13 protein-coding genes are annotated in these 14,261 nt (G+C 35.0%); 5 read left to right on the top strand and 8 right to left on the bottom strand.

The features are described from left to right. Nucleotides 1–169, bottom strand: a 169-nt coding sequence (locus tag ACRBBL_RS23200; protein ID WP_431371486.1) for an NAD(P)/FAD-dependent oxidoreductase, incomplete at its 3' end; no start/stop codon positions are given. Nucleotides 170–344: 175 nt separating this feature from the next. Between ACRBBL_RS23200 and ACRBBL_RS23195 the strand changes: the two genes are divergently transcribed. The 5 genes from ACRBBL_RS23195 to ACRBBL_RS23175 all read left to right on the top strand — a co-directional run bounded on the left by ACRBBL_RS23195 (nucleotide 345) and on the right by ACRBBL_RS23175 (nucleotide 4,552). Further along, nucleotides 345–1,202, top strand: a complete 858-nt coding sequence (locus ACRBBL_RS23195; RefSeq protein ID WP_431371485.1) for a hypothetical protein — start codon at nucleotides 345–347, stop codon at nucleotides 1,200–1,202. A 66-nt stretch (nucleotides 1,203–1,268) separates the two neighbouring features. Further along, nucleotides 1,269–1,904 (top strand): glycoside hydrolase family 25 protein, encoded by a 636-nt coding sequence (locus tag ACRBBL_RS23190; RefSeq protein ID WP_431371484.1) that lies wholly within the window; start codon nucleotides 1,269–1,271, stop codon nucleotides 1,902–1,904. 52 nt (nucleotides 1,905–1,956) lie between these two features. Further along, nucleotides 1,957–2,697, top strand: a complete 741-nt coding sequence (gene rluF / locus ACRBBL_RS23185; RefSeq protein ID WP_431371483.1) for a 23S rRNA pseudouridine(2604) synthase RluF — start codon at nucleotides 1,957–1,959, stop codon at nucleotides 2,695–2,697. A gap of 5 nt (nucleotides 2,698–2,702) precedes the next feature. After that, entirely contained in the window at nucleotides 2,703–3,575 is an 873-nt protein-coding gene (locus tag ACRBBL_RS23180; protein WP_431371482.1) for an AraC family transcriptional regulator, read from the top strand. A gap of 95 nt (nucleotides 3,576–3,670) precedes the next feature. Then, nucleotides 3,671–4,552, top strand: a complete 882-nt coding sequence (locus ACRBBL_RS23175; protein ID WP_431371481.1) for a nuclear transport factor 2 family protein — start codon at nucleotides 3,671–3,673, stop codon at nucleotides 4,550–4,552. Nucleotides 4,553–4,651: 99 nt separating this feature from the next. Here ACRBBL_RS23175 and ACRBBL_RS23170 read toward each other — a convergent pair whose 3' ends face one another. The 7 genes from ACRBBL_RS23170 to ACRBBL_RS23140 all read right to left on the bottom strand — a co-directional run. Continuing rightward, complete coding sequence (locus ACRBBL_RS23170; protein WP_431371480.1) at nucleotides 4,652–5,374, bottom strand: LytR/AlgR family response regulator transcription factor; 723 nt, start codon at nucleotides 5,372–5,374, stop codon at nucleotides 4,652–4,654. A gap of 1 nt (nucleotide 5,375) precedes the next feature. Next, entirely contained in the window at nucleotides 5,376–6,437 is a 1,062-nt protein-coding gene (locus tag ACRBBL_RS23165) for a sensor histidine kinase (RefSeq protein WP_431371479.1), read from the bottom strand. Between the two features lie 78 nt (nucleotides 6,438–6,515). Then, nucleotides 6,516–7,910, bottom strand: coding sequence for an alpha/beta hydrolase family protein (locus tag ACRBBL_RS23160; RefSeq protein WP_431371478.1), 1,395 nt, complete (start codon nucleotides 7,908–7,910; stop codon nucleotides 6,516–6,518). 263 nt (nucleotides 7,911–8,173) lie between these two features. After that, nucleotides 8,174–9,082: a hypothetical protein gene (locus tag ACRBBL_RS23155; RefSeq protein WP_431371477.1), complete on the bottom strand. Its 909-nt coding sequence runs from the start codon at nucleotides 9,080–9,082 to the stop codon at nucleotides 8,174–8,176. A gap of 187 nt (nucleotides 9,083–9,269) precedes the next feature. Then, nucleotides 9,270–11,225, bottom strand: a complete 1,956-nt coding sequence (locus tag ACRBBL_RS23150) for an OmpA family protein (protein ID WP_431371476.1) — start codon at nucleotides 11,223–11,225, stop codon at nucleotides 9,270–9,272. Nucleotides 11,226–11,245: 20 nt separating this feature from the next. Next, on the bottom strand, nucleotides 11,246–12,190 hold the full coding sequence (locus tag ACRBBL_RS23145) for a PorP/SprF family type IX secretion system membrane protein (RefSeq protein WP_431371475.1): 945 nt from the start codon (nucleotides 12,188–12,190) through the stop codon (nucleotides 11,246–11,248). A gap of 55 nt (nucleotides 12,191–12,245) precedes the next feature. Continuing rightward, nucleotides 12,246–14,261 (bottom strand): gliding motility-associated C-terminal domain-containing protein (locus tag ACRBBL_RS23140; protein WP_431371474.1); only part of this gene is annotated, 2,016 nt, incomplete at its 5' end.

Here is a 14,261-nt window from a genome sequence, read left to right as displayed (position 1 = left end):
CATGTGTTACATTACATCTTCCGCCTCCAGAAATGCGAACTTTTGTCAAAAATTCTTTTCCTCTTTCTACAATAACAACAGATTTCTCAGGATGTTTTTCAGCTACGTTTATTGCTGTGAAAAATCCTGCTGCGCCGCCGCCAATTATTAAGACATCTATTGTTTGCATGTTTGGTGTTTGGTGTTTGGTGTAAAGAAATACTTTTTATATCAAAATTAAAAACAAGTTAAAGAATAGTTCTTGTAAACTTCTAAATTCTTAAAACATTAAACTTTTCTTAATTGATCTTTGAAATTCATGTTTTAGGTTGAAAAACTTTATTTTTGACTAAATTACTTATTGTATGCGATTTAGAATTCTGAGAAACGTACTTATTTTACTCTTTTTTAGCAATTGTTCTGTGAATTACGGGCAATTGACTTATGCTGGAAAAATTTCAAGTGATCTTAAAGAAGTTTCGGGAATGGAAAGTATTCCGAATTCTGATAATTTTTGGATGGTAAACGATAGTGGAAATCATCCGAGAGTGTATGAGGTAAATTCTAAAGGAAAGATATACAAGACATTGTACATTAATGGTAAGAATAGAGACTGGGAAGATTTAACGAAAGATAACGAAGGGAATTTGTATGTAGGCGATTTTGGAAATAATGCAAACGATCGAAAGAATCAAACGATTTATATGTTGTCTGCTGCTGATTTGGCTTCTAAAAAGAGTATTGATCCGCAGAAGATTAAGTTTTCTTTTCCCGATCAGAAGAAGTTTCCACCAAAAAAGAAGAAAAAACATTTTGATGTAGAGTCTTTTTTTCATCATAATGGTTATTTGTATTTGTTTACTAAAAGTCGTACCAAATCAGCTTATGGGCGCACTAATTTGTATAAAATTCCAGCGAAAGCGGGAAAACATAAAGCGCAATTTATTAGCACATTTAATACGTGTAGCGAGTTGAGTTGCTGGGTAACTTCTGCAGCCATAAGTCCTAATGGAAAGAAAGTTGTTTTGTTATCTCATAATGCCGTTTGGCAGTTTACCGATTTTAAAGGTGATGATTTTTTAGGCGGAACCGTAAAGAAATACGATTTAGGGCATACTTCTCAAAAAGAGAGTATTTGCTTTAAAGATGATTCAACTGTGTATATTTCGGATGAAGAATCACATGGAAGTGGACGAAATTTATACGTGTTTCTACTCGATTAAGTCCATTTTTTTTGTGGCAGTATCTTTTTTCTGTACCTTGATTTTTATTTAACTAAAACTACTGCCATGTCTACACAAATAAAAGGAATTGATATTTCAAAATCTCAAGGGAATTTAATTGATTCTATTGATACCAATAACACTGATTTAGCCTTTGTAATTTGCAAAGCTTCTGGAGGAATTACCATTCAAGATCCAGATTTTGCACATAATTGGGAAACGATTCCTCAAAAAGGGTTTATAAGAGGAACATATCATTTTTATTATACGAACGACGCACCACAATCGCAAGCAGATAACTTTTTTAATGTAGTTGGAAGTGAATATCCAGCAGATGCATTGCCGCCTGTTGTTGATTTTGAAAATGCAAGTATTAAAACAACCGATCATGCACAAATAATTACTGATTTACTAGATTTTATTGCGTTGTTAGAACAAAAATACAATCGCACACCAATTATTTATACCAATCAAAGTACAGGAAATAGTTATTTGAATGATCCTAGACTTGCTAAATATCCACTTTGGGTTGCAAGTTATGCTTCATCTCCAAAACTACCTAGCACTTGGTCTGACTGGACGTTATGGCAGTATAGCGAAAGTGGAGATATTAATGGAACTGCTGTAGATGAAGATTATTTTAATGGCGATGTGAATGCTATGAAACAATTTATTCGTCAAAGTTCAATTGTAAGTTCATAGATAAACACAGCATGTTTATTTTCCTTAGCTTTGCACTTTCAATGGATTTTAAATGAGCGAGATAAAATTAACAAGAATCAACAAGTTTTTAAGTGAAGCTGGCTACTGTTCGCGTAGAGCAGCCGATAAGCTTATTGAACAACGACGTGTAACAATTAACGGTGTTGTTCCTGAAATGGGAACAAAAATTGCACCTGGGGATAAAGTACATGTAGATGGCGAATTGATTGGAAATCCGAAGGAGAAACAAGTGTATTTGGCGTTTAATAAACCTATCGGGATTGTATGTACTACAGATACGAAAGTGGAGAAAGATAATATTATTGATTATATCAATTACCCAACACGTATTTTCCCTATTGGACGTTTGGATAAACCAAGTGAAGGCTTGATTTTTTTGACAAGTGATGGTGATATTGTAAATAAAATTCTACGTGCACGTAACAACCACGAGAAAGAATATGAAGTTACCGTGAATCATCCAATTACAGCTGATTTTATTCAAAAAATGGGCGATGGAATTCCAATTTTAGGCACATTAACACGACAATGTGAAGTAGAACAACTTACAAAATACAAGTTCAAAATTATCTTAACACAAGGACTGAATCGTCAAATTCGTAGAATGTGCGAGTATTTGGATTATAGAGTTGTAAAACTAAAACGTACGCGTATTATGCATATCCCATTGGATGTTCCTGTTGGAGAATGGCGTGATTTAACTGCAGAAGAATTACAAGGAATTTACGACTCAACAAATCATTCTTCTAAAACGCATTTGGATAAAACATAATTTTGATGTCTCAAGATATTCCTTCTATACGTTTTGAATCTGGTTATAATAAATTAGATGGAATAGAAATTATTCGTTTGGAAGATATTTTGCTGCGATCACACAATCACAATCCTGAACAACCGCATCAAACCCGTTTTTATAGTTTCTTTTTTTATACGAATGGCAATACAAAACATTTGGTAGATTTTGTATCTCATGATGTTGCTAAAAACTCGTTGGTTTGTGTGAAAGAAGGACAAGTAAATGCTTTTCAATTTGAAGAAAACGTAACAGGTTATGCAATTTTGTTTACGCAAACTTATTTTGAGAAACAGTTTAAGATTTTGCCAGAATCTATTATTTTTCGATTGTTTGCTTCACAATTATTTTCGCCTGTGATTCAAATTCCTAAAGACTTAAACACAGCTTCTTATTTTGATTTGTTGTTTCAAGAGTTTTACAATGCCAAACAATTACATAAAGAAGCCATTGTTAGTGGTTTGTTTACCATTATTCTCTCAAAAATAGAACAAGTCCGTAATCAGCAAATAAATTACACTAGCGAATCAGATTATTTACACATTTTTATTCAGTTTGAAAATTTACTCAGACAGCATTTTACAACGAGTAGAAACGCTGATTTTTACGCAACATCTTTAGGTATTACCTATAAACATTTGAATCATATTTGTAAAGAAGTTATTCAAAAAACTGCCAAACAATGTGTTGATGATTTTATCATTCTGGAAGCAAAAAGAAACCTCATCAATTCTAAAATTAAAAGCACAGAACTCGCTTATCAATTAGGTTTTACAGAATCGACCAATTTTGTAAAGTACTTTAAGAAACATACTGATTTAACCCCAAATCAGTTCAAAAAACTATATTCTAAATAGTTTTGGTTCGATATTAACCTTTTTTATTTCAACTTACACCTACTCGTTTTTCCTCTTCAAGCATACTTTTGCATTGTTATAAATAAGTAAACACAATGAAACTAAAAAGCACATTTATTATATGTTCATTAGCAATGATGTCGTGTACTAATTCTACAAAGCAAAAAGAAATAAAAGAAGAAACTAAAACACAAACAACAATGGAAAAATCACTTACAAATAAAGAAAAGGCAGTAGCTGTATTGGAAAGTTTAGAAACTGGAGATCAAACAGCAATAGCGTATATTAATCCTACTAAATATATTCAACATAATTTGGCTGTGGCTGATGGATTGGCAGGTTTTGGTGAAGTACTACAACACAAACCAGCAGGCGGATTTAAAGCAAAAGTCATCAGAGCGTTTGAAGATGGTGATTATGTTTTTACGCATACTGAATATGATTTTTTTGGACCAAAAGCTGGTTTTGATATTTTCCGTTTCGAGAATGGACTTATCGTAGAGCATTGGGATAATTTGCTTGAAAAAGCGGAACCAAATCCAAGCGGACATACACAAACTGATGGTCCAACTAAAAGTACTGATTTAGATAAAACAGCTGTAAATAAAGCATTTGTAAAAGACTTTGTTAATACAATTTTGGTGAATGGCGAATTTGATAAACTTGGCAATTATTTTGATGGCGATAATTATATACAACACAATCCTGCAATTGCAGATGGTGTTTCTGGTTTAGGCAAAGCTTTGGAAGCGATGGCAAAACAAGGAATTACGATGGTATATACTAAGAATCATATTGTACTTGGAGAAGGAAATTTTGTATTGACTGTAAGCGAAGGAACTTTTGCAGGAAAACCAACTTCTTTTTACGATTTGTTCCGCGTAGAAAATGGTAAAGTTGCAGAACATTGGGATGTTATGGAAACTATTATGCCAGAAGCAGATAGAAAGAATACAAACGGAAAGTTTAATTTTTAAAAACCTCAACTAAAATATTAAATTGAGCGCAGTAGAGAAGTTTAAAATCATACAGTTTTAAGCTTCTCTACTGCGTTTCTTTATACTATATTTTTTAAATTAAAATCCTAGTAAGTCTTTAAACTTATAGGATTGCCTGCGTGAGACTTCTATTTCTTGATTGGAATTTTTGATGGTAATTTTAAGTTTTCCATTGAACCAAGGAGTTACTTTGTCAACATGATTTAGATTGATGATTTGCTGTCTATTTGCTCTGAAAAAAGTTGCTTCAGGGAGTTTTGCTTCTATTTGATTGAGTGATTTGTAGATTAATGGTTTGTTATCTTCAAAATAGACACGCGTATAGTTTCCAACAATTTCAAAAACTGCAATTTCCGATACACGAATGAGCCAGCAATTTTCGCCATCTTTGATAAAGATTTGACGATGCAATTCAAACGGTTTTTCTTCGGTTGCTTCTTTTTCAATGGTTGCAATTACTTTTTCGATTGTTTTGGAAAATCTAGTTTGATTGATGGGTTTTAGCAAGTAATCGAATGCATTGTATTCAAAGGATTTTATTGCATATTCGTCATACGCTGTGGTGAAAATCGTTAACGGAACATTGTCTAACATTTCCAACAATTCAAAGCCATTTTTTTCAGGCATATTGATGTCTAAAAATAAAATTTGTGGCTGTTTTTCATTGATAAGTTCAAAAGCTTGATCTACATTTTCCGCCTCAGCGATCAATTCAATTTGTGAATGCTTTTTTAGAAGCTCTTTGAGTTCATTCCGCGCTAAGCGAGAGTCTTCAACTATTATTGCAGTGATATTTTCCATATTAATTTACAGGTATTTTAATAATGGCATGCACTTCATTTTCCACTTCTTTTAGCGTAAATGTAGCATTTTCTCCATAGAGTAATTCCAAACGTTTTTTGATATTATCTACACCTATCTTTGTAGAATCGCTTCCAGTTTTTAACGTTCCTGTATTGTTGACTTGTAAAATGATTTCTTGGTTATTGTCAGTGACAATCAGCTTTATTTTTCCACCATTTTTTTGCATAGACACTCCATGTTTGATTCCGTTTTCTACGAGCATTTGTAGAATCATAGGCGGAATTTTTACTTGTAATAAAGATTCATCTATTTCTTGTTCGTATTGCAAACGATCTTCCAATTGTATTTTAGAGAGTGCAACATAGTTTTCTACAACTTGTAATTCTTGTCCAATTTGTATCGCATCTACTTTGTTCATGTTGAGCGAATATCGAAGCATTTCCGAAAGACGTGTAAGCATCTCTCTCGATTTGTCTACATCTTCCAACATAAGTCCGCGAATATTGTTGAGACTGTTAAACATGAAGTGTGGATTGAGTTGCCCTTTTAAGGTATTTAATTGTGATTCTTTCAGTGATGCTTCTAAACGTAAACGATCCATTTTGATACGTTGCATGCGTGCTACCGATTTTATCGCTATATAAACAAGTATCCAGAAAAACAGATATAATGTTACATTAATAGTCGTTGAAACTATCATCAAAATAGAAAGTCCTAACTCTCTTTCATTAATTGATGCAAACAATAAGTAACTAAAAAAAACAAGTATAAAAGAATATGACAATGCCATAACTAGGAATACTCCTATTACTTTTAGGTAATTCTTTATCGTCTGATATTCAATAAATTTTATGCGTTTTAAGTAGCTTCTAAGTAACGTTGTTAATCCAATACCTAAAATAATAAACACCAAGCCTTCAAACAAAAAATAGACAGGTTTACTTTTATCTGGCGATACAACAAAAGCTTTTGACCAGATATTTGCAGAGGTTAAAAATCCCCAACCTAACAATTGTAAAATCCAGAAAATATATGTGTTCGTTTTTTTTGAAACTGCCATGTATTGTGAAATATTGTCTAAAATATTGAAAATGCACTTTCCCAAGCTTGAAAAAGTGCATTATTATTGATTGATGATTTAGAATCTTGCGTTAATCCATTCTGAAACAAAGTTTAACGCAACAGGAGCAAATGTTTCTTCTATTTCTGAATATTCACTAAGTGCTCCTGTTTCTGAGGTTTGAAATAGGTGGTTTAGGTCCTTAAATTCCTTGATGGTTACATTTTTGTTATGTTGTAAGCCTTTTTTAATTCCGTCTAAGTTTAATTTTGGTAATACTTGAAAATCTTTTTCCCCATTTATTGCCAATACTGGACACATTACTTTTTTCAATGATGTTTGCGGATCGTATCCTAAGAATGTTCGCATCCAAGGAGAAGTTAACATTTTTATTTGCTGTTTGATAGCACTGTCTGTTAATTCTTCTTTTGCCTTTGGCGAGGTCATTCTTGTTTTTATACTTTCAAATAATTTTTCAATTTGTTTTTTTGATTCTTCTCCTTTATAGTTTGCGCAAATGTCAAAAACTTTTGCTGATATTTCTTGAGAAACAGCAATGTCACTTGCTGGATATCCTTCTAATTGTGCAGCACGTTTTCCTTGTGTAAGTAAGACTTCTTTACCGTCTACACCTGGGCCAGCTAGTAATACACAGAAAGCTACTTTGTTGTTTCTTGCCGCTACAATTGGAGCAATAAGTCCGCCTTCACTATGACCAATAAGACCAATTTTGTTTGCGTCTACTACGTCACTTCGTGTTTGTAAATATGCCATTGCAGCTTCTACATCGGTAGCAAAGTCAAATGATGTCGCTTTTGAGAAATCGCCTTCTGATTTTGCGGTTCCTCTATCGTCATAACGCAATACTGCAATTCCTTGTCTAGTTAAGTGATCTGCTAATACTAAGAATGGTTTGTGTCCTAGTAATTCTTCATCACGATTTTGTGGTCCAGAACCTGTGATTAGAATAGCTACTGGTGGATTTTTTACATTTGCTGGTATCGTTAAGGTTCCAGAAAACTTTATGTTTCCTGCGCTTTTGTTTTCAAAAATCACCTCTTCGGAAGCGTACGGATATGGTTTTTTAGGTTCTTGTGGTTTTACTTTTTTGGCTTCTTTTTTTCCTTTTTTCAAGTCTAATGGAAATGATTGTCCTGCCTGACTAAATACTCCTTTAAAAGTACCATCTTCATACGTTGCTGTGTATTCCATTCCAATGTCTCCATAAGTAATGGTTAAGCTGTTGTCTTCGAACGTAGTTTTGTCTGTAGGCATATCGAAAGCATTTTGCTTTGGACTGTCTAATGTTGTTGTAAACCCATTATCGTTTTGAGAAATGTTAAATACTATAGGAAGTTCCATTCCTTGTATTTTTAATTCGCCTTTCCAGGTTCCTGAGATATCTTGCGCCGATGATACGATGGCAGCTAAGAAAAAGGCTAGTCTAAATATGAGTTTGAATAATGATTGCATGTCTGTCGTTTTTTGATTGTGATGTAAAAGTATAGCGGTTTTGGGTTTCTACAATCGAAATTATGATGAACGGGAAATAGAATATGGCGAACGGTTTGTGCAGGTTTTGGGTTTAGTCGCTTTGCTCCTGTTATGGGTATTGGGTGTTGGGTTGCTTTGCTTTTGGGTGTTAGGTTTTAGGAGTTGGGGCGCTTGGGTACATTGTTTATTTGAGCCTTCTTGAGAACTTTCCAAGACCTAAAACCCAAACACCTAAGACCTACTTACTTCCAAATGTCTTCATATAGTACTGAATAGTTATCCACTTCAATAACTTCTATGCCAACAGATTTTAAGAAGAACTTCTTCCCTACCGTTTTTGGATTTTTGTCTTCCGCTTTCATTATATACCAAGCTTTGTGACTGTATTTTGGAAAACGTTTGAAGAATTTTGCACGTTGTATGAGCAACCATCTAAAGAAGACTTCGGTTTCGTCTAAGCTTAACCCGAAGATGCATAAAGATTTGTTGAAGATGATATCAATCCACGTGTTGTTTTTTACCCAAGGATTTGTATCAACGTTAGGAATGTATCCATAGTTATTGTTAATCATTTTACGTGCGCGTTCTACATTTCCCATGTATTCAGATAGTCCAAGTTTGATGCTTCTGTGGTATTTTACCATTCCGTTCATATACCAAACACCAAATCCGTCTAATGGTGAATTGAGTTCATTATTTGCATAGTGCGTTGCCCAAGGATAATGATCTGTGAAACTTGTATTTGGAATTCGATGCGCAGCGAGTTTCATAGATTTCGGTATGAGATCATCAAAATTAGTCGTAAGTATTGGTGCGTTAAATGATTGTATTTTATTGAGTACTAAGTTTTGCGCATCATCTGGTTGCCAATCTAGCATTTTTGCTTTTACATCTTTTTGCAATTGTGTGGAAAAACCAGATTGTGTTACGTTTTGCAAACCCAATGCATCATAGAATTCTATGAACGAGATCCCTTCTGGAATTTCATCCATAGGTTCGTCTGCATGCGCTTTCCATAAATTGAGCAGTAAGTTATACCATGAAACATTGTCTTTTTGGTAATGTAAATTGATTCCGTTTCCTAAGATGAAACCTAGATCGTCTTTATGATCGGAAAGTAGTTGTTTAATTTCTGTGGCAGTTTTTTTCATGGTTTCGCTTTGCTAATTGGTTGCCAGTGAAGATAGATATTTTGTGTTTTCTTTCAAAGTAGACATTACTTTATCCAAAGTTTTAAAAACAATCTATTAGAAAAGAAGAAGCCCTAAAGTAAGTAATGCTTTAGGGCTAAAATAGACAAACATATTAGTTAAAAAATTGCCACGTACTCGAATCGTATTAATTTTCAATTATAATAAATTCACTTCGTCTATTAAGTTGATGTTCGTATTCAGAGCATGGGACTCCATTACGACATCTATTTACGTGCCTCGTTTCTCCGTAGCCCTTGCCTTTGAGCCTATTTTTATTGATACCATTGGTCATTAAAAATTCTATGGTTGATAAGGCACGTCTGTTTGATAAATCCATGTTATAATCGTCGTCCGCTCTACTATCGGTATGCGAACGCACGTCAATTTTCATACTTGGATATAGTTTCATTATTGCAATTACTTTGCGTAATTCTATTTCTGCATCTGCTCGGATATAGTCTTGATCTAAATCAAAATAGATAGGATTGAGTCCAAGTATTTTTACTAAATCGGCACCTATAGGCGCTACAATTGGTTTTTCTAGCGAGTTTCCTGTTTTGAGAAATAGTGTTTTTTTAACGACTTTTCCAATTTCATTTGTAGTTCCAAAAGATTTTTCGGCAGTTGCATAGTTTTCTTTTGCTGCTCTAATAGCATACTGTGTATTACAATCTAAAGCAAATTCAAAACTTCCATCATCTTTGGCAAAAGTTTGTTCAATCATGTTATTGTCATTGTCTAACAATAATACTTTTGCATTTGGAATTGGATTGTTTGTTTCTTCATTTAACACAATACCTTCAAGTTGTTGCGTACATTTTGAAATGATTTTTTCTGTACGTTTAAAACTGTAAATATCATCATTACCTATTCCGCCTTCACGATTGGAAGCAAAATAGCCCGAACCTGTTGTTTCATTGATAATAAAGGTAAAATCATCCTCTGGACTGTTGATTGGGCGACCCAAGTTAAATACTTCCCCGTAGGCATTTGTCCTGTCAATATCTGACACAAAAACATCTAACCCTCCCAAACCAACATGTCCATCAGATGAAAAATAAAGTTTATTGTCTTTACTTATAAAAGGAAAGGTTTCTCTTCCTTCTGTATTGATTGTTTCTCCTAAGTTTTCAGGTGCTCCAAATTCCATTCCTTTGATAGCTATTTTGTATAAGTCTGATTGCCCTTTTCCTCCTGGCATGTCAGAAGCAAAGTACAGTGTTTTTTCATCTGTGCTCAATGCTGGATGTGCTATTGAATATTGATCGCTGTTAAACGGTAATTCTTCTACTTTCCATGTATCGTTTTCACGTGTAGCTCTGTAGAGTTTTAGCTTGTTTGTTCCTTGATCGTCTTCTTTGTATTCGTTGTTTGTGTAATTGTTTCGTGTGAAATAAAATGTGTTGCCATCTTTGGTATACACTGCTGTAGATTCGTGATACTTTGAGTTGATGACTTTTGGCATTCTTTCAACCGTATTTTTTGCATCTTCTGAAACGACATTTACTTGATACAAATCAAGAAAAGGTTGCTCATTCCAGTCATGAACTCTTTTAGTTGCACCACGATTTAATCTGTTTGAAGCAAATGTTAGTTTGTTTTGATAGAACGCTGGTGCAAAATCTGATAGTTCAGAATTGAAACCTACTTTTTCAAATTTGAAGCGTCCCGACTGTTGTTCTATTTCTTGTAAATAATTGCGTTCATTTACAAATAGTTTTGCTCTATAATCTTCTCCTTTCATGGCATAAAATTTTTCCATGATTGCATCTGATGCGGCATATTGTTCTGTACTCTTTAACGAGAGCGCATATCTGTATAAATATTCTGAATCAATGTCCTCAGAGAAATTATATAAAGTTCCATACCATTTTGCTGCGTTTTCATAATCTGCCGTGAAGTAATATGAATCTCCCAAACGCGCAAATAATTCTACCGATTGGTATCCTTCTTCTGCTACTTTTAAGTAGGCTTCACGTGCATCTATAAAGGCATATTCATCATATTGATCGTTTCCTTTTTTGATGTTTTTTTCTTGTGCACTAACCGCTCCTATTCCAACGATTAAGACAGCTATGATTGTGTATATTGTATATCTCATGTGTAACTTTTTTTGTTGGATTAAAAGAATCTTGGTGATACCATACGTTTGTTTCGCTTGAAGAGTTCAAATCGAAGAAATACTTCGTAAGAACCATCATTGAATTGCTGTAACTGCGTAGTTTCCCTATCATAAGCAAATCCTATCATGAATTGATCCGATAGTTGAAACCCTACCATCGCACTGAGTGCTGCACTCCATCTGTAGGCAGCTCCAAGTGTAAGTTTATCATAGATGAGAAAGTTGGCAGATACATCTACCTGTAAAGGTGCACCTGCTACTAGTTTTACCAATCCTGAAGGTTTAAATTTCACTTCATTAGAAAGATCAAAAACATAGCCTGTCATTAAATAATAATTTACACGTTCTCTCGCCGTTGCACTTGAGTTGTTACTATTTGGTGCTTCGTCAAAATGTTCTGTTTCAAGCATGTTTGGCACACTTAGTCCTAAATAAAATTTTGGTGTGTGGTAGTATAACCCAACTCCAAATTGTGGTGAGAAGCGTTTGTCTATATTGATAAAAGCATCTGGATCCCCTGGATTGAAAGCGCCTGTATTTAATCGATTGGAATCAATATCAAGTAAATGTGCTCCTGCTTTTATTCCTAATGCCAGTCGCCCTTGCTCTCCAACATCTAGCGTATAGCTAAAATCAATATCGATATAGCTTTCTTTGGCAATAAATATTTCGTCATTTGTTATGTTAAGACCTAATCCGACACGTTTTCCAACTGGCGTGTGCATGGATGCCGTAAAGCTTCTTGGCGCACCATCTAGTCCTACCCACTGCGATCTATATAATCCTAGAAAACTAAACACATCTCTTGATCCAGCATACGCAGGATTTATACTCAGCGTATTGTACATGTATTGGGTATACTGTGCATCTTGTTGAGCTGTTGTATGATTAGAGAACAACACTAAAACCAGTAAAGCTATGATGGTTACATAATTTTTTTTCATAAGTGTATGTATTATACCTACCGGAGCATAACTCCGATAGGTGTTTGTATTGTTTTTATCTTCTATTAATATAAAGTGGTCCTGCTTTTTCTTGTCTGTTTCCATTTGCATCGACATAAGACAGTATGTAGTAGTAAGTTCCTACTGGTAAACGATCGTCTTTTGCAATGGTAACTCTACCATCAGAATATCCGCGGAAGAAATTGTTTCCTTGACCATATCCGTCAACATCGTAGACTTTAACTCCCCATCTGTTATAGATTTTTAAGTTGTTGTTAGGGAAGTTTTGAATTCCTCTGATGGTAAATACATCATTGAGTCCATCACCATTTGGTGTTACGATATCGTATATTTCAAGTTCTTCATTTGGATTTCCATTGTTGACTTCTAAGTAATCTGGAATGCCGTTTCCGTTGTCATCTCCCAATTCATCTCCATTTGGAATATTGTCTCCATCACAGTTTAATGCTAACCAAGCTGCAGTTACCGTACTTAAGTCTTGACTATTGAAGTCAAAGTCACAAGGATCATCTGGATTCGTGTTGTCATTAGCAACTTCGACAGCATTTGTTACGCCATCACCATCACAATCACCATTATTCCATGCATCAGTTGGTGACACTGTTTGACTTGCTACATTGAGACTACAATCGTCTAGCGGATTGGTTCCGTCTGCAATTTCATCTCCATTGATCACTCCATCGCCATCACAGTCTGCATTGTTCCATGCATTACTTACTGTTGTAATATCTTGACTAGTAGTATCATAATCACATGGATCTTGCACTCTAGTTTCATCAGTAATTTCATCACCATTGGTTACTCCATCGCCATCACAATCTGTTAATTCCCAAGCGGTAGTTACTATTGTAAGGTCTTGACTTGACACTTCATATTTACAAGGATCTTCAGGATCGGTTCCATCAATTGCTTCTTGTCCGTTTGTAACTCCATCGCCATCACAATCGAGATCATCAAAATTCATTGTTATGATTGATGAATCTTGACTGTTTACATCAAAATCACATGGGTTTTGCGGATCGGTAGCATCTAAGATTTCTTGACCGTTGATGACTCCATCGCCATCACAATCGAGCGCATCCCAAGCGGCAGTTACAATAGCTATGTTTTGGTTTGAAGCATCATAATCACAAGGATCATCTGGATTTGTTCCATCTGTAATTTCTTGTGCATTTGTGACTCCATCGCCATCACAATCTAAGTCTTCAAATGCTGTATCTACTGGTACTGTTTGACTTGCCGTTATAAAGTCGCACGGATCATTCGGATTCGTTCCGTCATTCGCTTCGTCTCCATCAGTAACTCCGTCTCCATCGGTATCTTCATTTAATGGATCAGTTGTGTTACCATTTGGATCAGCTGGCGTTGCTGGATCGTCTGTTCCTGTTGCTTCTTCTCCATTGGTCAATCCGTCATTATCACAATCTAAATCATTCCAAGCAGCAGTTACTGTTGCCAAGTCTTGATTTACAGGATTGTATTCACAAGGATCATTTGGATTGGTTCCATCGACTGCTTCGTCTCCATCGGTTACTCCGTCGCCATCCGTATCTGGGTTTAACGGATCAGTTGTATTACCATTTGGATCGGCTGGTGTGGATGGATCATCTACACCTGTCATTTCCTCTTCATTGGTTAAGCCATCGTTGTCACAATCTAAATTATTCCAAATTGTTTCTACTGCTACTGTTTGACTCGCTAGTAGTAAATCACAAGGATCATTTGGATTGGTTCCATCATTTGCTTCGTCTCCATCAGTAACTCCGTCACCATCAGTATCTGGATCTTGCGGATCGGTTGTGTTTCCGTTTGGATTTGCAGGTGTTGCTGGATCATCTGTTCCTGTAAGTTCTTCATCATTGTTTAATCCATCATTATCACAATCTAAACTTCCCCAAGCTGCATCTACTGCTACTGTTTGACTTGCAGAAGTATAATCACAAGGATCATTTGGATTGGTTCCGTCGTTTGCTTCATCTCCATCAGTAACTCCGTCTCCATCTGTATCTTCATTTTGCGGATCGGTCATATTACCATTTGGATCGGCTGG

The sequence above is a fragment of the Kordia sp. genome, assembly GCF_050633145.1.
Taxonomy (GTDB): domain Bacteria; phylum Bacteroidota; class Bacteroidia; order Flavobacteriales; family Flavobacteriaceae; genus Kordia.
Note: the sequence above shows the minus strand (reverse complement) of the source record. Positions and strands in the feature narration are given on the sequence as shown.